This is a genomic window from Methanosarcina baltica, from assembly GCF_055394095.1.
Map to the genome: position 1 here is coordinate 2,956,520 of NZ_AP042463.1, position 19,687 is coordinate 2,976,206.

A 19,687-nucleotide genomic window follows, 5' to 3' on the forward strand; every position below is an offset into this window, starting at 1 on the left:
AGACACGGAAACACACGGAAAAAAGAATGCAGGAAGACAACAATTACGGTTGTTCTGGCGTTTTATCCCTAATTTGTTTGAAATGCTTATTTTAGTGACCCGGCAATCCACCGGCCTTCAGGCCGGTTTCCGTGTCCTTCCGTGTATTTCCGTGGTTATGAGACTAAGATGAGTTAAATTTCCATGTTTATGAGACCTGAGATGAGTTTATTAAGGACATTGTGTTCTTGACTATAATGTCAATTATCCCTGAGCTAAAGCCTCAGGGACCCTCTTTGCTTCATTCTTAAAAAAACAAACACAGGAAAGATCAGGATGATAACAACCGGAATGACAATCCCTGATGATGTCATGGAAAGGGCCTACCAGGGGAAATGCACGAAAGAAGACGCCATGCTCCTGCTTGCAGGCAACCCCTTTGAGCTTTTTAAACTTGCCGATGAACTGCGGGCTCTTGCCGTGGGCGACGTGGTAACCTACGTGGTGAACCGAAATATCTACATCACAAACAAATGTATCGGAAACTGCGGGTTCTGCGCTTACAGGACAAACAAGGGTTACATCCTGAGCGTGGAGGAAATCCTGGCAAAGGCCGAAGAAGCCTGGAATACAGGCGCGGTTGAGGTCTGCATCCAGGGAGGTTACACCCCGGAAGCTGATATGGAGTTTTACCTGGAGATTATCGAGTCTCTGAAAGCCGAGTTTCCTGACCTCTGTGTCCACGCCTTTTCCCCCATGGAAGTAAACTACGCGGCGGGAATTTCTGGCATGTCCGTGGAAGAAGCCCTCGGGAAACTTAAGAAAAGCGGGCTTGATTCCCTCACAGGGACTTCGGCGGAGATCCTGTCCGACAGGGTTCGGAAAATTATCTGCCCGAGCAAGATCAGTACTCAACAGTGGATCGATACCGTAAGTATGGCCCATAAAGCAGGGATTTCCACAAACGCAACCATCATGTACGGGCATGTCGAGACCCTGGAAGAACGCCTGGACCATATTTTTACGATCAGGGAAATACAGCAGGAAACAGGCGGCTTTTCCGAATTCATTCCCATGTCTTTTTTGCCCTACAATAACAGGATCGGAGAACAGATGCTGGCTTCGGGTAAGTTCAGCAGCACCGGGCTTGAGGACCTGCAACTCATTGCGATTTCCAGAGTGATCCTCCATACTCATGTGGACAACATCCAGGCGACCTGGGTAAAACTAGGGAAAAAGCTTGCTCATGTGGCCCTGAGCTGTGGAGCCAACGACTTCGGGGGGACCCTGACCGAAGACCAGATCTCAACGGCTGCCGGGGGCAGCAATGGAGAATTAGTCACTCCGCAGGAATTCGAGTGGATGATAAAGAAATCCGGAAAAATCCCGATGCAGAGGGACACCCTTTACAGACATGTTGAAGCCAGGGAGCCGAAAACTGCTCTGGTCCGGAACCGGGGTAAACAGGGAATCGGTAGTGGAGAATGAGTCAACTACCCCACGCTGAAGCAATGGGGCTTGTATAAGCCCTGGTTGACCAGCCTAAGTCTTAATTGACTACGTTGAAAATGTCATGATACCTGCAAATGCTTCCTCAGTTTGCAGCTCTATCGTGTAGTATTAAAAGTCCTGGGAGGTAGGGACGGTGTACTACGCATGACAAGCATTTCCAACATTGGCGAGGGGAGACAATTTAAAAATTGCGTTACCTGCCGCGGAAATTCGTTTCCAAAGCAGAGCGGAGAAATCCAAATATGACATTCGTACTAAACAAGAACAAAGAGCCTTTAAGTCCCTGCCACGAAGCAGTTGCAAGAAAACTGCTTAAAGCGGGAAAAGCGGTTATTCACAAAAAATATCCCTTTACAATCCGACTCAAAGAGCTGAAAGAGTCTAAGGACAATTCAGAATTTCGGCTCAAAATAGATTATGGAAGCCGTCATACTGGCCTTGCTATCCTGAACGGTTCAACGGTAGTCTGGACGGCCCAACTGCATCACAGGACAGGAATTAAAACGAAACTTGATGACAGAAGAGCAATGAGGAGAACCCGAAGAAACCGCAAAACCAGATACAGAAAACCGAGGTTCATGAACCGGAAAAGAAGGGAAGGCTGGCTGCTTCCATCCCTGCAAAGCCGTGTAGATAACATAGGAAATTGGGCCGATAGGCTCAGGAAACTATGCCCACTGACACATATTTCCTATGAAAACTGCAAGTTTGATACTCAACTCATGCAAAACCCTGAGATAAGTGGAATTGAGTATCAGCAGGGAGAGCTGCAAGGTTATGAGGTCCGGGAATACCTGCTTGAAAAATTTGGTAGAAAATGTGTGTACTGCGGAGCTGAAAACGTTCCTTTAGAAATTGAGCATATTATTCCTAAAAGTAGAGACGGCTCAAGCAGGATTTCTAACCTAACTTTAGCTTGCAGAGAATGCAACCAGAAGAAAGGAAACAGAACGGCGGAAGAATTCGGACATCCGGAAGTGCATAACCTGGCCAAAAAACCGCTTAAAGATGCTGCGATTGTAAATGCTACCAGATGGAAAGTTTTTGAAGTCTTGACGAGAACGGGCCTTCCTGTAGAATGCGGTACGGGTGCAAGAACAAAAATGAACTGGATCAAAGCAGGAATTCAAAAGGATCACCATTTTGATGCTGTTTTTGTAGGCGAATCCACACCAGAAACAATCAGGTTTGCAACAAATAGCGTACTGCACATCAAAACAAAGGGAAGAGGACAGTACAAAAGAACAAATCTCGATAAGTACGGCTTTCCACGGTCATACTTGCCCCGGCAAAAAACCTTTTTCGGATTTCAAACTGGCGATACAATCAAAGCCGTTGTACCCAGAGGGAAGTATAAAGGAATCTGGTTTGGCTCCATTGCTTGTAGGAAATCGGGCAGTTTTGACATTAAGAACAAAGAAGGAAAAAGAATGGCAGAGGAGTACGGCATTCCTCCCGGCGCTAAAGCAACCGGGCTTCCTGCCTGAGGAATCGTGAAGTTTGTTGTTTCAGGTCCACGATTTTGAAGTAAAGAACCACCAGAGTAGAAAAAGAAAAATTTTAAATAAATAAAAATAAAAAACGAAATATTTGAAGGAGTTCAGATGAGAGCCGTTATCCCTTATAAGAAAACCGGCGCAAAGTCCCGCCTGTCCTCGATCCTGAGCCTGCGGGAGCGGGAGGAGTTCGTGGGGCTGATGTTAAATTCAGTGATGGAGACCCTCCGGGAGGCAGGGATTGAAAATATCGATATTATAAGTCCTTCGACTTACGGGCTTGAGGATGTGCAGCCCGGGGTTATTATAGATGAGGCTGACCTGAATGAGGCCCTGAACACCTACCTGGGGAAAGTCAGCGAGCCGGTCCTGATCATCATGGCCGACCTGCCCCTGCTCTTGGCCACACATATAAGAGAAATCGTAGCTACCGAACGGGACATCTGCATCGTGCCCGGAAAAGGCGGGGGTACTAACCTTATTTTCATAAAGAACCCTTCCCGTTTTCAGGTCAGGTATTATGGCTCAAGTTTTTTAACTCACTGCGCAATTGCGGAGGCCGGAGGCCAGAGCTTTGAGGTCTACGATTCCCTCCTTGCGAGCACGGATATCGATGAACCCGAGGATCTTGTGGAACTGCTCGTGCATGGAAAAGGCCCTGCCAGGGAGTATATCGACCGGAAGTTCAATTTTGAAATAAGCAGGGGCCGGGTTAAACTGGAGCATGTCTGAGAAACAATAAGGATCGGGTCCGAAAAAACTCATGCAGAAGAGGCCCGGTCCGGGAAAAAGTTTCCAGGATGTTTTCGTTTTTTGTAGGGCTGGCCAGTTGTCAACTACCATTTTTTATTGCACCCCATCTATCAAACAGGTCTGTTCTATGTCCAAACAGGGAGCCTGCCGGAACAATTAATCGTTTAGAAAGAGAAGGTACTATGTTCCTGAAAAAACTTAAATGCTATCCTGCGAAATTATATTTAAAAGGGGCCAATCGAAAAAATCTGTCGAGGAAAAAAATACACACCGAACATCGGTTACTTGTATTATAAGTGCACAATTGACTTTAACTCAGACAGCAGAAGTCTCCTTCCTCGATGTTTCTAATCAAAGATTAGAAACTCCTGTTAAACCTGCGGTTTAACACGACAGCCGGAGGCTGGCAGGTGGGGGATGAATGCGTCGAGACTACTGGGGCCGGTTTAAATATATCACACTGCCAATATACCAGAACGGGCGGATCATTCATAAATATCTCATATAATATAAATATATATAATATATTCACATAATATTAAAGCTTTTATATGGTGTTCACATGCACCTAACCAACAAAGTCAAAATCCACCCCTTAGAGGAACAGGTCGATGTCCTCTGGACCATTTCAGAGCTATGCCGGAATATCTATAATTTTGCACTTGCAGAACGTAAAGAGGCATGGACTACGAAAAGAAATTCAATCGGTTATGTCGAACAGCAGAATAAGCTCCCCGAACTTAAAGAGCGTTTTCCAGAATACAAAAAAGTATATTCAAAAGTCCTTCAAGGAACATTAAGGACACTTGATGCAAATTATAAATCATTTTTTGCACTTGTAAAGAATGGCGATAAGTCGTCTCGTCCTCCGAATTTCAGAGGATACAAGTACTTACAGAATTTGAAATATAATCAATCAGGATTCAAGGTTAAGGACGGAATTATAAAATTATCACATAAGGTAAATGATGTACCTTTATCCTTTAAAATCGGGTCTGAGTACGACAACCTTAATATAAAACAGGTTGAAATATATAATTCTGATCCTTATAAGGCAAGAGGGGAATTTTTCATATCGATCGTTTTCGATTATGAGCCAGAACTAACATATAAGGATAATGGATTATATCAGGCGATTGATTTAGGGATTACAAAAACCGTAACCGCAGTTAACTCCGAAGGTAAATTTTTTGAAGTCGTAACTCCACGGCCTGATAAGTACTGGAATAAAAAAATGGACAGTATTAAGTCCCGCCGGGATCACTGCAAAAAACATAGTAAAAGGTGGTGGGTACTTCATCGAATTTACCGGAAAATGGAAAAGAAAAAGTCCAATCAAATAAAAGACTTTCAGCATAAGCTTTCTAAAACGATGGTTGAGAACACAAAATCGAATACTATCATCGTGGGGAAGCTCAGTGTCAAAAAAATGGCAAAATCTAAAAAGTACAAAGGCAAGAGAAAGAAGGGCATAAATAGGTCTACTCAAAATCAGGGGTATCTTTCCCGTTTCATCGAATTCTTAACCTACAAAGCGGAAAAAATAGGTAAGAAAACAATAAGAATTGATGAAAGTTATACCTCTAAAGAATGCTATGTCTGTAAAAAACGACATAATATGCCTTTATGGGAAAGAACTATGAAATGTGATTGTGGAAACGAAATCGACCGAGATAGAAACAGTGCGATAAATATAATGGAACGTTTCCTATCACAGAATGCCTTATGGACGGGCTATCGGTACTTTGCCGATAATCTTCGACAAACAGGCTTGAAGATAGGGATTGAGTTCTTAGAACCAATTCCTAAATGATTCAAGTACTCGAAGGAAGCCCCTTCCTCGGTGTTTCTAATTGAATATTAGAAACTCCTGTTAAACCTATGGTTTAACACGACAGCCGAAGGCTGACAGGTGGGGGTAGTTCACATACGAGCTTTACTTTAAACGTTATAATTTACTTTGATTCTTCATTCACTATTCACATTAATATTTTGAAAACTATTACGAGATCTTCAGAATTTTTAGTAAAAAATCCAAAATTTCCTTTTAATTATTGCAGGTGAGCTGGTGAGCATAAGCATAAACAGATACAAGTGCGGATATTGTGGTACTTGTGTAGGAGTTTGTCCCAGTGGGGCACTCGAACTTGTAGAGACCTGGTTGGAGGTCGATGAAAGCATGTGTATATCATGTGGAACATGTGACCGAATCTGCCCTGTTGGAGCAATTGAGGTAATAAAATGAAAGACCGCTACGATATTATAGTGGTAGGAGCCGGACCTGCAGGTTCCATTACTGCAAAAACCGCAGCTGAGAAAGGGCTTGACGTACTTTTGATCGAAAAGCGTCAGGGGATCGGAGATCCTGTGCGCTGCGCGGAAGGAGTCGGGAAAGAGTATCTGAAAAACCATGTTGAAATTAACAAACAGTGGATCTGTGCCGACCTGAAAGGTTCCCGGATTTATGCCCCTGACGGGACCATGGTGGAGATGGCCGAGGAGATTGCGGGGGGAGAAGTCGGTTACGTGCTTGAAAGAAAGCTCTTTGACCGCTTCCTGGCAGAAAACGCTGCAAAGGCCGGGGCCGAAGTCAGGGTCAAGACCAGGGCAACGGGTCTGATTATAGAAGACGGTTTCGTGCGGGGAGCAAAGCTTATGCACCTCGGGAAAGAGTTCGAGGTCCGGGCGGATATCGTAATCGGCGCAGATGGGATCGAATCCAAGATCGGGCGCTGGGCCGGGATAGACACCTCCCTCAAGCCCATCGACGTCGAGACCTGTGCCCAGTACCTGGTTGCGGGCCTGGATATTGACCAGAAGTTCTGCCAGTTTTACATCGGAAATGAAATTTCCCCTGGCGGATACGTCTGGGTTTTCCCGAAAGGTGAGGGCAAGGCCAATGTTGGGGTAGGAATTCTCGGAAACAGGACCGGGAAATTTAAACTCAGACCCATAGATTACCTCAACAATTTCATGGAAAAGTACATGCCCGAAGGCAAAATCCTTGAGATAGTCATGGGAGGAGTCCCGGTTTCCGGAAGCATTAAAAAGACCTCCGCAAACGGCCTCATACTTGTGGGAGACGCTGCCCGCCAGTCCGACCCGATAACAGGCGGCGGGATTTTAAACGCCATGGACGCAGGCAAAATCGCCGGGGAAGCAGCCTTCAAGGCCATTTCCGCAGGGGACGTCTCCGAGAAAAAACTCGGAGAACTCTATGAGAAGAGATGGAGAGAAACAGTGGGCCGCGATATCGATATGAGCCTTATCGTGAAAAACTGCTTCATCAAGCTGGATGACAACGAATTAAATGCTCTGGCCCATTCTCTGAAGTGCATAAAGTTCGAGAGGATGAGACTCTTTGATCTCCTTCAGGCCCTCTTCAAGGCAAACAAGAAACTGCTCTGGGACCTCAGGGTTTTATTTAAGGATGTTATGAAGTACAACCTCTGAATAAATTCATTTTCTTTTTTTATTTTATTTATTTCTTTTTTATTATTTTTTTATAATTGTATGCCCGGTTTTTCTGAGACTCAGCAATCAACCCTGCCCCGGTAAAACAAAAAATGCAGCTCAGAAAAATGGGCCTGGATACTCAAAAAACTTTTCGCCAAAACCGGCCAAATATATTTTTTCTGTTTTTCAAAGGTTGTCGGCCTTTTAATCCCGCGGGCCGGTTTTGATGTTTACAGTTCTCCACTTCGGCTAGGGGGCCATTTTTACGGATTGATCCAGATTCCGGCAATCATTCATGATTTTAAGAGAAAGAGACGGTGCTCTCACCGGTCGCATCAGCGAACGGCCTTTTCGTGATGACACAAAGAAAAAAATAGAATTCGCAGAAACCCTGCCTTGAATACTGAAATCTCCATTTCCGCTCAAAAAACTGCGGTGGAAAAGTATGCATCCGTTTTGTATCATTCTTGAGAAAGGCCGCTCTGATGGGCGTTGAGGGCCCGGTTTTCTGAGATTCTGCAATCAATTCTGCATGATCGGAATGAACATGTCTCGAACCTTTCAGAAAAACGGGCCATGCGACTCGAAAAGCTTTTCACCAAAACCGACCACATATATTTTTCCTGTTATTGTAAAACATCGATTACTGAAGGCTCTCTGCCATTTTTTTCCCCGCCTCATACGCTTTCCTTATAATTTCTTCATCTTTAGAAATCGCTGCCTTAGCAAAATGGCCAGGCGCCAGAAACTTTTCCACCACCTCATAACCCAGGGCTTCAAGGGGCATCCCGAGTGCTTCTAAGGTAAAACCCATTTCTTCGATTTTCAGCTGCTCGCAGACTGTAAAAACAAGGGCTTTTCTCCCCTGGTCTCCAAGCTTGCTCGAATAAGGTCCCGGGCGTTCGTCAGTGAAATTGTAGAAGGGGTAGAGCCGGTCGATGAAGGCTTTCATAGGCGCGGTAACGTTGTAATTGTAGGTTGGAGAGCCGAGAATAAGACCTTTAGCTTCCTCTATTTCGGGATAGAGCAGACTCATCCCGTCATGGAATTTTGCACAGGTTCCGGCTTTCCTGCACGCTTCGCAGCCGATGCAGGACTCGATCGAATATTCCCTTAACATGACTTTTTTCGTTTCAGCTCCTGCTGATTCCGCTCCTTTTAAAAAGCTGTCGAGCAGGATGTCGGTATTTCCGCCTTTTCTGGGGGAGCCTGAAACTCCGAGTATTTTTACGGCATTCATATTATCATATCAAACTACAGGCTGGCGGATTAAGTAAGTTCCTGAAAGGATTGAAAAGTTTGGCCTACTCAATCGGCTGGTGAGGGGCCGTTTTTTCTGAAACTCAGCAATCAACCCTGCTCCGGTAAAACAAAAAAATGCAGCTCAGAAAAACGGGCCAGGCGACTCAAAAAGCTTTTCGCCAAAACTGGCCAAATATTGTTTTTCTGTTTTTCAAAGGTTGTCGGGCCTTCAACGCCGTGGGCCGGTTTTGATATTTACGGTTCTTCACTTTGACCAGGGGGCCATTTTTACGGATTGATCCAGATTCCGGCAATCATTAAAAATTTCGAAAAGAGAAAACGGGGATCTCAACGGTCGCCTGCGACCGGCCTTTTCGTGAGAACACAAAGAAAAAGTAGGTAGTGACTTATATTTTCTGTAAAACCTGTTTAATAGATTCATTATCTTTGACTTCTACAGAACGTAACTTATCCATAATTTTAGTAATAGACTCTTTATTTATACCTCGACAATTCATCCATTTTCTTAAAACAATCTCTAATTCCTGATCTAATTCTTCAAAATAAACACAAGATTTACTAAGTTCTTCGATCATTTCTTCTTGACCCCGTTTGTGGCTGAATTTCAAAGAACGTTCCCAAAAATAATTATGTGTCAAAAAATTTCTTTTTTTCAATGCTTCAGAAAGCTTGTTTTCAAAACCATCTGGCAAATCCACTGATCTTTTGATGTTTTTTATTAGTTGACCGAGCGTCTTTCCAAAATTAGCTTCAAGAAGGCAGTCAAACTGAGGTCTATTAATGAGGTTTACATTAGAATTGTATACTGTGGCGCTAAGCATGGATAAAGTTCTTTCCAAACATTGAATATGAAACATTGTAAGCCCAAAATAAGCATATATATCCTTACAACGATAACATTCAGTATCAAGTGTAGCAATATCAATATCATAAACTTCAAAATCGTAATTATCTACCATGTGTTTTAGTGTAAAACATCTTACTCAAAAAACTTTCTATATAGCATGAAAGTACCACCGTACTTTCATTTTTTGTGCCTATAATATGGAAAATTCATGGGCGTTTTTTATTACTTTTCATTCTGATTCTTTCTAAACTGTCTTTCCGCTCTATCTGAACGCACAAAAACCTTTAATTGTAAGTATCGATGCAAATTAAAAAACTATTTAATGTTGTTTGTAATTTGTTTCTTTTATGGCCAAGTTTGTAAATCCCAAATTCAATTTGTCTGTTTTCACTTGTCCTCATTGTGGTGTACTCGCCCAACAACAGTGGAATAATATATATAGTGATTGTGTAGATGGTGAAACCTACCTTGTTGATTGCTTGAAATTCAATGTCTGTTTGAATGATGATTGTAATGGAATTTGTATTTGGTTAAATCAAAAACTTGTATATCCTTTGGGTTCTTTAGCTCCTTTTCCTTATGATGAGATGCCATGTGATGTAAAGGATGATTATTTAGAAGCTAGGCTTATAGTTGGACTTTCTCCAAGATCTGCTGCTGCTTTACTAAGACTTGCACTACAAAAGCTGATGAAACATTTGGGAGAACCAGGTAAAAACATTAACCAGGATATTAAGAATTTGGTAAAAAAAGGTTTACCTTTAGGGATTCAGAAGGCATTTGATTCTTTACGAGTGTATGGAAATGAAGCTGTTCATCCAGAAGAAATCGACTTGAAAAATGACAGTAAAACGGTTTTAAAATTGTTTGGTTTGATGAATCTAATTGTGTATCATATGATTATTGCACCGATGGAGATTGATGAACTGTTTGAAGGAATTCCTCAAAAAAAGAAAGATGGAATCCTAAATAGAGATTGTAAATGATTTTATTTTGTAGTGGGCTTATACACTCAGCTTTAAAATTCTGAAGATAGTGGTTGGGAAAACATACACATCCAAATCTTTTTGGTTCATTTATTGGAAGTAATTTTACAACCGATTTTCAATAACTAACTTCCAATACAAAAAATAAAGTGAAAAAAGAAGTTTGAGATTCTCAAACTTCTATCTTTTTCTTCACGGCCTCAAGGGCCTTTTGCCAGAGTTTTCAGCCCTGGCGTTTTTTAGTTCACTTTTCCAAAATAAGGTTTATAGTCCGCTTGAGCCCGCAAAGCGGGCGAAACGGACACCGGGCTCCCGAATCGGAATTCGGGTAGCGGAACTCGGGCAATTAAACTTCCATCTTTTTCTTCACGGCCGCAAGGGTCTTTTCCGTAGAATCCTTTTCCCAGAGTTTCCTAACCCTGGCACTCTTAAGGGCCGGCATGACACTTTCGATCTTTTCCCGGACAGCCGCAAGCTGTGCCTCATCAACCTCCGGGAACTCCACTCCCGTGAACTTCTGGGCCTTGAGGGTCTCGGTCTTTCTGTCAACGGCCCTTTCAACCCCACTCCGGACCCCGGTCTTGAGGGATTCGATAGCGTCTTTCCACTGGGAAGCCCAGGGAGAAGCAGGAATTTCCGTGTGGTTTATGGCCGTCCGTTCAACCTTAATGGCGTTCACATGGCAGGCGTTCACACAGGCTCCACAGTAGGTACAGAAATCTTCCACGAAAGCGAGCTTTCTCGGGTCCTCGGGGTCAGTTGGCACGTACCAGAGGTTTGAGGGGCAGACATTGAAACAGCCGTGACAGCCCTGGGGGTCGCACTCTTTGAGGTTGGCCTCGACCAGGGTGAGCTTTCCTTCCATGGGCTTTTGCAGGTCCACAGCCTCGTAGGGACAGACTGCCTGGCACCAGCCGCAGTGTGTACATTTCAGGTCGTCTATTTTGACGTTGCCTTCCACTTTCGGGGCTTCACACGGGCGCTCTCCTTTGACCTTTATAGCCTCCTCGGGGCAGATGTCCTGGCAGAGCACACAGTAATCACACTGGTCTTCATCTACCAGAATCTGCTCAAAGGGTACCGGGTTTTCGGGAGTGGGTTCTCTTTCAAGCAGGATGAAAGCGTCACAGAAACGGGCACATATCCCGCAGAAGTTACACTTTTCCAGGTCGATTTCGATTTCTCCTTTGGCGTCTTCCTTAAAGGGGGCAATTTCCTCTTTTTTCGGGAAAGTGAACTCGACCTCGATTGCGTCCTGGGGACAGGCCCCTTCACAGAGGGCGCAGGGGAGACACTTTTCATTTACCTTTACAAAAGCGTCGAACTTCGGATAGAGGGTCTCGTCAGGCACCTCCCCTACGGCCTCGAAGGTAATGGCGTGGACCGGGCAGAGGTTTGAGCACATCCGGCAGAAGGTGCACTTATCAAGGTCCATCATTACCGGAGGGGCGTCCATGCCGGTTGCGATCTCAAACATGGGGCCGAGTTCGAGGGCTTTTGTGGGACAGATATCCACACAGATCCCGCAACCGTTGCAGCGTTTGTAGTCGTAATCAATGGTCTTGAGGGACTTTTCGGTCTCCTGGGTGTAAATGAAATGGGAACCCTGCAGGTCCATCATGGTCACGACCGTGATCCGGTCCGAACTTTCTTCTTCCTTACATTCTTCTTCGGGATACTCGTCGCTCATTCCGATCCCTCCTTCAATTCGGTCCCTATAGGCCCAATTTCCTCAAGCTCCTTCACAAACTCTGTGATAGTATTGGAGAAACGCTCTCCTTCGGCCGCTGAGATCCAGAGAGTCCGGAGCCGTTTCGTATCAAGCCCGACTTCCCCGAGAATTTCCCTGAGGACGTTCATCCGCTTTTCTGCATCGTAGTTTCCGTAGATGTAATGGCACTCGTCCATCCGGCAGCCGGCGACAAGCACCCCGTCGGCTCCACATTTGAGGGCTTCAAGCACGAACTCGGGGTTTACCCTGGCCGAGCACATCATCCTTATGATCCTGATGTTCGTCGGGTAGGGAATCCTAGACATTCCCGTCAGGTCCGCGCAGGCGTAGCTGCACCAGTTACAGAGGAAAGCCACAACAAAGGGGCTCTGGGACTTATTGGCGGTTGCCGCCCGGATCTGGGCCAGGACCTGCTCGTTTTCGAAATTGCGCATAACAATCGCCCCTTCGGGGCACGCCGCACTGCAATCTCCGCAACCATAGCAGGAAACTTCGTCAATAACAGCTTTTTTGTTCTCGATCCTTATCTTCCCGAACTTGCAGACATCCACACAGGTCCGGCACCCGACACACATTTCAGGCACAACGTGGGCTCCCATCGGATCGGCTTCAAGTTCCCCCTTGCCGAGGAGCTGCATGGTTTTAGCGGCTGCGGCGCCTCCCTGGGCAATCGAGACCTGGATTTCTTTCGGGCCCGAGGCGCAGCCAGCTAGGAAGACCCCGCTTACGGGAGCATCCACAGGGCGCATCTTCGGGTGAGCACTTGCAAAGAAACGGTCCGGCCGTCGGGAAAGGTTAAGCATCCTGCCAATCCCTTCCGCGGCTTTGGCCGGTTCGTAGCCGGTCGAGAGCACTATAAGGTCGTGGGTCTCTTCCTCAGCCCGGCACTCCAGGGTGTTTTCGTAGCGTATAACCGGTTTTCCATCTTCTTTCTGATAAATTTCAGCAACCTTTCCCCGGATAAAGTCAACCCCCATCCGCTGGGTCCTCTCGTAGTACTCCTCGTACATTTCCCCGGCGGCCCGGATGTCGATGTAGTGAATGGTGACATCGGAATCAGGGTAACGTTCCCTGATCATCTGGGAGTTTTTAAGAGCCGCCATACAGCAGACCCTCGAACAGTATTCGTTTCCGACGGTCTTATCCCTTGATCCCACGCACTGGATAAACGCCACACTCTTCGGAGGCACCTGGGAAGATGGAACAAGCACCCTGCCCCCCGTCGGTCCTGCGGAGTTGAGCATACGCTCAAGCTGCATGTTCGTTATAACGTCGGGGTACTTCCCGAAGCCGTACTCCTTTTTCCGGGAGGCGTCAAAGAGCTGGTAGCCTGTGGAGACTATGATTGCGCCTGCCTCAAACTCGATTTCCTCGGGTTTCTGGGCGTAGTCAATGGCCTCGGCAGGACAGGCCTGCTCGCAGAGCCCGCAGCCCACGCATTTCTCAGGGTCGATTAAGACCACCTGGGGCACGGACTGGGGGATGGGCATGTAGATGGCCTTCGTCTTTCCTATGCCGTAGTTCATGGGGTTATCGATTTCCACGGGGCAGACTTCGGCACAGAGGTCCACGCAGCCCTTGCATTTGTCCTCAATTACAAACCTGGGTTTTTTGGTGACTTTTACCTGAAACTTCCCGACCGAGCCCGAGACGTCGGTGACCTCGGAATATGTGTAAAGTGTGATATTGGGGTGGTTCTGGACCTCGGTCATCTTGGGGGCGAGCACGCAGATGGAACAGTCGTTTGTGGGAAAGACCTCGTTCATGAGGGCCATTTTCCCTCCTATGGTGGATTCCCTTTCCACCATGGTTACGGGAAAGCCCGTGTCTGCAAGGTTGAGGGCAGATTCAATTCCGGCAACTCCTCCGCCTACCACAAGCACGTTTTTGCTGGCTTCCGAACTCATGGCACTTAATTCTTTGAGGTATTTTGCCTTTGCAACTCCCATACGGATCAGGTCAAAGGCTTTTTGGGTAGCCATCTGGGGGTCGTGCGCATGGACCCAGGAACACTGTTCCCTGATGTTTACCATTTCCATAAGGTAGGGGTTCAGGCCCGACTTTTCAACGACCCTCCGGAATGTTTTTTCGTGCAGTCGCGGAGAACAGGCGGCGACGACTACCCGCTCCAGCTTGTTTTCTTTTATGTCCTGGATGATTCCTTCCTGTCCGGAATCCGAACACAGAAACTGCACATCCCGGGCAAGTACTACATCCTCCAGTTCAGCCGCCATTTCCTGAAGGGCCGCAACATCAATAACACCCGCGATATTCAGTCCGCAGTGGCAAACGTATACTCCTATTTTCATATCAATAACTCCTTCTATCTATGACTAATGTTAAGAACTGGGGTATGATATAACTTTTGATTTATTTTGCTGCGTAATTATATAATACATATTTTTTCAATTGTTGTCATTGTGAAGCCCCGTACTCCTGTCAAAAAGACGTAAGTCTTCGGGTAAATACCTCCGGAAAGCCCGAAAAAAACCTGGAAACTGTCCATATTTTTCAAAGTCATAGAGGAAATAGTAGATAGGGCAGAGTTGTGGGGAGACTCCCCACAACAGCTTATTTAAATAGTTTTCTAAATATCTCCTAAGAAAAAATCCCATTTTTTGAAAAATCAAAACCTTTATTATAGGTTTCAATTATATTTTTATCTGTGAACATTTTTGGGAATGCCTTCTCAGGAATGCCTTCTCAAGAAAGGTTTTTTCATTACATAAGAGGTCAAACCTTTCTCCGTATCGAAGACGGCCTGATGGATTCCGGCATCATTATTTCTATTAAATCCACATATATTATATATGAAATGAGTTACAATAAAAGATTGACTGATTTCCTCAGAGGTTGTAACAAAGTAACCGGCCGGCCTTTAACAGGCAGGTGGGAAGTGTGGGCTCCGTTTTCAAAAATCGGAGTTTTTAAGTATATATTTTATGAGAAAGTAGTTTAAAAAGAAAACGGACCAATTGATTTATAATCAAAACAATAATTCATAGAGTTGAAGGCCCCCGGTCTGATCGAGTGGCCTGACTCAGGAATGGTTTATAAATACCAATCGAATAGTTGATAGTAAACAATTGATGCGTATAAGAGTCAGTTCCATATAATCAATATTAATTGACCTGCATATTTATTTTTATATATAGGAAGTTTTCAAATGAGCCCGGAAGAGGATTTAGTAAAAAGTATGTACGAATGGACCGAAAAATATGCCAAAAAAATGGGTTTTAAACTCAACCCGGACAAAGAAGCCCTTGCTTACGTACTTGAAGGGCTTGCCACCAGAAAGGTAAAATTCGGGAGGCGCTACTGCCCCTGCAGGGTGGTTACGGGAGATGAGGAAGAGGACAGGAAAATCATATGTCCCTGCATCTACCACAAAGACGAAATAGAACAGGACGGCAAGTGCCACTGTGAACTCTTTTTTAAAGGCGATTAAGGGGGGGAGAAGGGGAAAGTCCTTTTCTTATTCTTCCTTCATAGCCTGTTCTTGCAGACTTTTTTCAGTCCTGCAAGGTCTCTTTTCCCGCCAGAAATGTTCATTTTTCCAGGGGAAACCGTCTTTCGGGGCAAAAGCCGTTGTTTTTATAGGGGGTAGGTCGGCAGCAGTTATAGGGAAGCAGGGCCTTAAGATTTCGGCCCCGAATTAACAGTGCAAATCAAAAAGCAATCATTTATGCTAGATGCCCCTAACATTCATAATGTTATAATATACTCATAATGTAATATCTTCAAGAGTGATAAATAATGACCAACGCAATGGAACTCTATCAATTGCTTCCAAAAACCAACTGTAAGGAATGCGGGAAAACTTCCTGCATGGCCTTTGCGGTTGCCCTTATGGCTCGTGAGCTCACGGTTGATGACTGTCCGCCCCTTAAAAATGAGTCCAAATATAAGAAAAAATATGAACAAATCAAAGAGCTTACAAGTGCTGGGGAGGGGGCGACTGAGACCGGCCTGATCGTGCATGAAGAACTCTGTTTTGGCTGCGGGAACTGTGTTGTGGCCTGTCCTGTCAACGTGGCCAATGACCCTTATGGAGTGGGGGCGGGCAACGCTCCTATAAATACCGAAAAGCTTATCCTGACCATTGAAGACGGGATCGTCAAAGCCATGAATGTGGACGAATGCCGGCGGTTCGGGAAAAACAAAATTCTCTGCACTGGCTGCATTGTGACCTGTCCGGTAGAGGCAATCGAGTTTATCGTTTGAAGGTGAGTGAATGGAAAAAGAATATTACGCATGTACCGGCTGCGGATTGCTCTGCGAGGATATCGAGCTCGAAATGGAAAAAGGGGCTGTAAGCAAGGTGCACACCGCCTGCAGGGTGGGGGTCGCCCACATGAAGGAAAGCCCGGGTGAGGCTGAATACCTGATGGACGGGAAAAACGTGGACGAAAAGACCGCAATAGGGGAAGCTGCGACCATCCTCAAAGCCGCCAAAAATCCTCTTATCTTCGGGCTCGGAAACTCCACAAACGAGGCCCAGAAAAAGGCAATCGAGCTTGCTGAAAAGCTCAACGCAACCCTGGACGACACCTCCTCCTTCTGCCTCGGCCCGGTTATTGAGGCGCTCTTGCAGGAGAAATTTAAGACCTGCACCTTGGACGACGTAAGAAATAAGGCCGACATTTCCCTCTTCTGGGGATCCGACCCCTCAGACTCCCACCCCCGACACCTCTCAAAGTATTCCTACTTCCCGAGAGGCAAGGAAAAACAGAAGGGCTGGGAAGAGGATAGGACAGCAATTGCCGTTGATATAAGGAAATCCCACACCGCAAAGATCTGTGGAAACGAGTTTTACCAGGTCCCACCCGGAGGAGACGCCGAGTTCATGGAGGCCCTGATAACTGGCCTGTCCGGAAAACTGCCCAAAACCTCCTACAAGTTCCCCCCAAAGAAACTTCTGGAACTTGCAAACATCCTGAAAGGTGCGAAGTTCGGGGTTATTTTTGTGGGCCTGGGCCTGATCTATTCCCTGAAAGACCTTGAGCCCCTTATCAAACTCATGGACGTCCTCAACGAGAAGGCGAAAGGAGACTTTTACCTGATCCCCATGGTGGACCAATACAACATGCGGGGCTTTAATCAAAATCTCTTTGAGAAGACCGGGTTCGTGAACAGTGTAAAGTTCGAGGAAGGTATTGTTAAACACGGCCCCGAGTATTCGGTTGTGGAGTCTCTGAAAGCAAAGACCGTGGATGCGGCCCTTATTATAGGCACCGATCCTCTGGCAAGCCTGCCCAATTCAATTGCAAAAGAGCTCCTTGAAATCCCGCTAATCACAATAGACTCCTGCGAGACCCTGAGTTCGAGGAAGGCAAAAGTCTCTATTCGCTCGGGATTCAGTGGAGTTGAGACAGGAGGCAGTGCAACCCGGATGGATGGGGTGCAGGTTACCTTCAAACCGGCAATCGAATCGAAACGTCCCTCGGATGAGGAAATTCTAAGCAAACTCATGGAGGCACTCTGATGGATTTCGGATCTTTCCTTGCAGCCCCTGAAATCAAGGTGAAAATAGTCACCTACAGGGACATTTTCCAGAACAAGGCCATGATTGAGGACCGCTTCGGAGAGGACTACAGGGCCCTATCCACTATTATAAAATTGGACTCCGCAGACTTCAAGAGCCTGAGCGTGAAGAAAGGCGATACGGTTATCCTGAAAAACTCTTTCGGGAAAGTCGTGGTAAAGGCCGAAGAGTCCGGCTATGAGACTCCTCACAAAGGAATTGCCTATATGCCCAACAGCCCCTGGTCCAACATGCTTGTCTCGGACGAGACCGGTGGCACAGGAGTCCCGAAGTTCAAAGACATCGAGGTCACGGTCACCTCAGCTAAAGGCGCGAAGGTTTCGGATTTTAAGTTCTGAAAGTTTCGGGACATATCCGAACTTTTCTTTCTTTTTTTCTTTCTCGCTCCCTTACTTTTTTGTACCGGAATATCCATTATTTCTCCTGAGTTGAGAATATGGACAAAACGACCCTGGAATTCATTCCTGTTTTGAAAAATGGAATAAGGTACTATCGCCTCGAAGCTTTTGAAAACGTGGCCTTCCGCTGGGAACTTCCCTGCGAGTACATAAGCGGGCTCCACTTTACGGCCTGGGACGGGGTTTTGCTCTATTCGGACGGAAATTTTGTCAGGAAGGTTGCTGTGGGCAGCGAAATTTCAGAGAAAGACTACCTGGAACTGAAGAAGGTCGTGGAACTTGGAAAGGAACGGTTGAAGGAAATCCGGGGCAGGCGGGGATGAAGATGAATTTAATTTAAATGACGGCACCAGGATATGAAATCAAAATTCCGCTGGAAACCGATGCCGCCTTAATAGTCGTCTTCTGTCGTTTTTGTCCAGAAAAGGGCCGTCCGCCTCCGGCGGTTGTTGAGGCCCGGTTTCTGAAATTCGATCCTCAACTTTTCGGTCGCCCGGTTGATATATTCACTCAGTTTTAATATTCGGAATTTTGAAGTTTTTTTTAATCCCAAATCACTATCAATAGGCCTTTCAACCACGGAACACACGGAACACACGGAAATACACGGAGTGCGACAAGAAGTTATATCATGAATTGCGGAAACGCTACCCCCTCCATTTGGGGTAACCCTACCAGGATGTGCGTCGCTAGTAATGGCGGGGTGCAAAGCTCTTGGGACAATGTGAAGACCTCTGAAAGTCCAATTCATAATATTTGCTAGGGTAAGGGTTCTATGGAGAATGTAATGTGAATCATTGTAAGAGTCGTGATTTCCGACAAGCGAAAATGGACTGCGCTTGAACCAAAAGGTACGGAATCAGACTGTGGTGGCTTCCGTGACGCTACAGGGAATGGACAAACGGTTCTCGGCTTATAGATGGCTCCTAAGGAATCCATAATTATTTAGGATATAGAACTTGGTAAGCCCTATATGTTCCCTTAATAGGTAGGAAATCCGTAAGGATGTACGATGACATAGAGGGTAAAGGAATCAGTATAAAGCGAATGTCAATCTGTAATGGATTGAATAGAGGTTCAAACTTTGCCTTTATCCGAAAGGATGCAAACTTACTGAAGGTGTTTTCTTGTGAAAACGGAAACAAACTCACTAATGTAAGATACTCAAAGACACCAACCGGTGAGAGGCTTACAGACAGCAATGTTAAGGGGCTGTTATCCGAAATCACAAAATCAGTTATGGATAAATAACTGATGCCCGATACAGAAAGGGTTTGAAAACGCTTGAGCCGTATGAAGGAAAACTTTCACGTACGGTTCTTAGGGGAGAAAGGAGGAGCAATCCTCCCAACTTACCTGACAAGGCACGGAAAGGCACGGAAACCGGCCTGATGGCCGGTGAGTATGCCGGGACTTTAAATAATCTATTCAGAATCGACTGTGGACAAAAAACTAGAGCAACCTTAAATGGCGTCTTCATGCATTCTTTTTCCGTGCTTTTCCGTGCCTTTCCGTGGTTTGAATGCACACACCAAATGTCTCTACCAACAAAAACACAATTTGGAATTTTTGCATCAAAATACAAGGCAACACCCCAACATAATTCTGAAAACCAAACCTGTGTGAGTATATACGGCAAAATTGTCTTTTTCCAGTCTGGGCCAGGCTTTTCAGTTTTAAACTTCGATTTCTGACTTTTTGCTCACTTTCCGCAGATGTA

At 45.6% G+C, this 19,687-nt stretch carries 18 protein-coding genes; 14 read left to right on the forward strand and 4 right to left on the reverse strand.

Translation table 11 applies throughout. From position 1 onward, the window contains the following. The first annotated feature begins 315 nt into the window (after window positions 1–315). The 6 genes from cofH (at window position 316) to ACZ5QV_RS13070 (ending at window position 7,193) form a co-directional block, all read left to right on the forward strand. Window positions 316–1,467, forward strand: coding sequence for a 5-amino-6-(D-ribitylamino)uracil--L-tyrosine 4-hydroxyphenyl transferase CofH (cofH, locus tag ACZ5QV_RS13045; RefSeq protein WP_464600212.1), 1,152 nt, complete (start codon window positions 316–318; stop codon window positions 1,465–1,467). Between the two features lie 266 nt (window positions 1,468–1,733). Further along, window positions 1,734–2,978: an RNA-guided endonuclease IscB gene (gene iscB, locus ACZ5QV_RS13050; protein ID WP_464600213.1), complete on the forward strand. Its 1,245-nt coding sequence runs from the start codon at window positions 1,734–1,736 to the stop codon at window positions 2,976–2,978. Window positions 2,979–3,095: 117 nt separating this feature from the next. Continuing rightward, window positions 3,096–3,719 (forward strand): 2-phospho-L-lactate guanylyltransferase, encoded by a 624-nt coding sequence (gene cofC / locus ACZ5QV_RS13055; protein ID WP_464600214.1) that lies wholly within the window; start codon window positions 3,096–3,098, stop codon window positions 3,717–3,719. Between the two features lie 583 nt (window positions 3,720–4,302). Continuing rightward, window positions 4,303–5,553: an RNA-guided endonuclease InsQ/TnpB family protein gene (locus tag ACZ5QV_RS13060; protein WP_464600215.1), complete on the forward strand. Its 1,251-nt coding sequence runs from the start codon at window positions 4,303–4,305 to the stop codon at window positions 5,551–5,553. 255 nt (window positions 5,554–5,808) lie between these two features. Next, window positions 5,809–5,985: a 4Fe-4S binding protein gene (locus ACZ5QV_RS13065; protein ID WP_464600216.1), complete on the forward strand. Its 177-nt coding sequence runs from the start codon at window positions 5,809–5,811 to the stop codon at window positions 5,983–5,985. Then, complete coding sequence (locus ACZ5QV_RS13070) at window positions 5,982–7,193, forward strand: digeranylgeranylglycerophospholipid reductase (RefSeq protein WP_464600217.1); 1,212 nt, start codon at window positions 5,982–5,984, stop codon at window positions 7,191–7,193. The genes ACZ5QV_RS13065 and ACZ5QV_RS13070 overlap by 4 nt, the downstream gene beginning before the upstream one ends. Before the next feature lie 646 nt (window positions 7,194–7,839). Here the strand turns inward: ACZ5QV_RS13070 and ACZ5QV_RS13075 are convergent. Both ACZ5QV_RS13075 and ACZ5QV_RS13080 read right to left on the reverse strand, forming a co-directional pair. After that, window positions 7,840–8,436 carry a flavodoxin family protein gene (locus ACZ5QV_RS13075; RefSeq protein WP_464600218.1) on the reverse strand — a complete coding sequence of 199 codons (597 nt, stop codon included), beginning with the start codon at window positions 8,434–8,436 and terminating at the stop codon, window positions 7,840–7,842. A 409-nt stretch (window positions 8,437–8,845) separates the two neighbouring features. Continuing rightward, a complete protein-coding gene (locus tag ACZ5QV_RS13080) occupies window positions 8,846–9,418 on the reverse strand; it encodes a hypothetical protein (protein ID WP_464600219.1) in 573 nt (190 codons plus the stop codon). Between the two features lie 235 nt (window positions 9,419–9,653). Here ACZ5QV_RS13080 and ACZ5QV_RS13085 point away from each other — a divergent pair, with 235 nt between their 5' ends. Beyond that, window positions 9,654–10,292, forward strand: coding sequence for a DUF4145 domain-containing protein (locus ACZ5QV_RS13085; protein ID WP_464600220.1), 639 nt, complete (start codon window positions 9,654–9,656; stop codon window positions 10,290–10,292). 346 nt (window positions 10,293–10,638) lie between these two features. Here the strand turns inward: ACZ5QV_RS13085 and ACZ5QV_RS13090 are convergent, their stop codons facing one another. Next, the gene (locus tag ACZ5QV_RS13090; protein WP_464600221.1) at window positions 10,639–11,982 is read right to left on the reverse strand and encodes a 4Fe-4S binding protein; all 1,344 of its coding nucleotides are present in this window, start codon (window positions 11,980–11,982) and stop codon (window positions 10,639–10,641) included. Further along, entirely contained in the window at window positions 11,979–14,333 is a 2,355-nt protein-coding gene (hdrA2, locus tag ACZ5QV_RS13095) for a CoB-CoM heterodisulfide reductase HdrA2 (protein ID WP_464600222.1), read from the reverse strand. Before hdrA2 ends, ACZ5QV_RS13090 begins: the two co-directional genes overlap by 4 nt. 857 nt (window positions 14,334–15,190) lie before the next feature. Here hdrA2 and ACZ5QV_RS13100 point away from each other — a divergent pair. The 7 genes from ACZ5QV_RS13100 (at window position 15,191) to ACZ5QV_RS13130 (ending at window position 19,661) form a co-directional block, all read left to right on the forward strand. After that, entirely contained in the window at window positions 15,191–15,472 is a 282-nt protein-coding gene (locus ACZ5QV_RS13100) for a ferredoxin-thioredoxin reductase catalytic domain-containing protein (RefSeq protein ID WP_464600223.1), read from the forward strand. A 308-nt stretch (window positions 15,473–15,780) separates the two neighbouring features. Beyond that, entirely contained in the window at window positions 15,781–16,248 is a 468-nt protein-coding gene (locus ACZ5QV_RS13105; RefSeq protein WP_464600224.1) for a (Fe-S)-binding protein, read from the forward strand. A gap of 10 nt (window positions 16,249–16,258) precedes the next feature. Then, window positions 16,259–17,509 (forward strand): formylmethanofuran dehydrogenase subunit B, encoded by a 1,251-nt coding sequence (locus ACZ5QV_RS13110; protein ID WP_464600225.1) that lies wholly within the window; start codon window positions 16,259–16,261, stop codon window positions 17,507–17,509. Beyond that, window positions 17,509–17,907 (forward strand): molybdopterin dinucleotide binding domain-containing protein, encoded by a 399-nt coding sequence (locus ACZ5QV_RS13115; RefSeq protein ID WP_464600226.1) that lies wholly within the window; start codon window positions 17,509–17,511, stop codon window positions 17,905–17,907. The genes ACZ5QV_RS13110 and ACZ5QV_RS13115 overlap by 1 nt, the downstream gene beginning before the upstream one ends. Before the next feature lie 98 nt (window positions 17,908–18,005). Next, the gene (locus ACZ5QV_RS13120) at window positions 18,006–18,290 is read left to right on the forward strand and encodes a hypothetical protein (protein WP_464600227.1); all 285 of its coding nucleotides are present in this window, start codon (window positions 18,006–18,008) and stop codon (window positions 18,288–18,290) included. A 682-nt stretch (window positions 18,291–18,972) separates the two neighbouring features. Beyond that, entirely contained in the window at window positions 18,973–19,218 is a 246-nt protein-coding gene (locus ACZ5QV_RS13125) for a hypothetical protein (protein ID WP_464600228.1), read from the forward strand. Window positions 19,219–19,241: 23 nt separating this feature from the next. Beyond that, the gene (locus ACZ5QV_RS13130; protein WP_464600229.1) at window positions 19,242–19,661 is read left to right on the forward strand and encodes a hypothetical protein; all 420 of its coding nucleotides are present in this window, start codon (window positions 19,242–19,244) and stop codon (window positions 19,659–19,661) included. The last annotated feature ends 26 nt before the right edge of the window (window positions 19,662–19,687 follow it).

Excerpts from the sequence above, each read along its gene's own strand:
- ACZ5QV_RS13070 (WP_464600217.1), top strand. The coding sequence starts at position 5,982 with ATGAAAGACCGCTACGATATTATAGTGGTAGGAGCCGGACCTGCAGGT.
- ACZ5QV_RS13100 (WP_464600223.1), top strand. The coding sequence starts at position 15,191 with ATGAGCCCGGAAGAGGATTTAGTAAAAAGTATGTACGAATGGACCGAA.
- ACZ5QV_RS13125 (WP_464600228.1), top strand. The coding sequence starts at position 18,973 with ATGTACGATGACATAGAGGGTAAAGGAATCAGTATAAAGCGAATGTCA.
- cofC (WP_464600214.1), top strand. The coding sequence starts at position 3,096 with ATGAGAGCCGTTATCCCTTATAAGAAAACCGGCGCAAAGTCCCGCCTG.
- ACZ5QV_RS13075 (WP_464600218.1), bottom strand. The coding sequence starts at position 8,436 with ATGAATGCCGTAAAAATACTCGGAGTTTCAGGCTCCCCCAGAAAAGGC.
- ACZ5QV_RS13085 (WP_464600220.1), top strand. The coding sequence starts at position 9,654 with ATGGCCAAGTTTGTAAATCCCAAATTCAATTTGTCTGTTTTCACTTGT.
- ACZ5QV_RS13105 (WP_464600224.1), top strand. The coding sequence starts at position 15,781 with ATGACCAACGCAATGGAACTCTATCAATTGCTTCCAAAAACCAACTGT.
- iscB (WP_464600213.1), top strand. The coding sequence starts at position 1,734 with ATGACATTCGTACTAAACAAGAACAAAGAGCCTTTAAGTCCCTGCCAC.
- cofH (WP_464600212.1), top strand. The coding sequence starts at position 316 with ATGATAACAACCGGAATGACAATCCCTGATGATGTCATGGAAAGGGCC.
- ACZ5QV_RS13110 (WP_464600225.1), top strand. The coding sequence starts at position 16,259 with ATGGAAAAAGAATATTACGCATGTACCGGCTGCGGATTGCTCTGCGAG.
- ACZ5QV_RS13115 (WP_464600226.1), top strand. The coding sequence starts at position 17,509 with ATGGATTTCGGATCTTTCCTTGCAGCCCCTGAAATCAAGGTGAAAATA.
- ACZ5QV_RS13080 (WP_464600219.1), bottom strand. The coding sequence starts at position 9,418 with ATGGTAGATAATTACGATTTTGAAGTTTATGATATTGATATTGCTACA.
- ACZ5QV_RS13090 (WP_464600221.1), bottom strand. The coding sequence starts at position 11,982 with ATGAGCGACGAGTATCCCGAAGAAGAATGTAAGGAAGAAGAAAGTTCG.
- hdrA2 (WP_464600222.1), bottom strand. The coding sequence starts at position 14,333 with ATGAAAATAGGAGTATACGTTTGCCACTGCGGACTGAATATCGCGGGT.
- ACZ5QV_RS13120 (WP_464600227.1), top strand. The coding sequence starts at position 18,006 with ATGGACAAAACGACCCTGGAATTCATTCCTGTTTTGAAAAATGGAATA.
- ACZ5QV_RS13060 (WP_464600215.1), top strand. The coding sequence starts at position 4,303 with ATGCACCTAACCAACAAAGTCAAAATCCACCCCTTAGAGGAACAGGTC.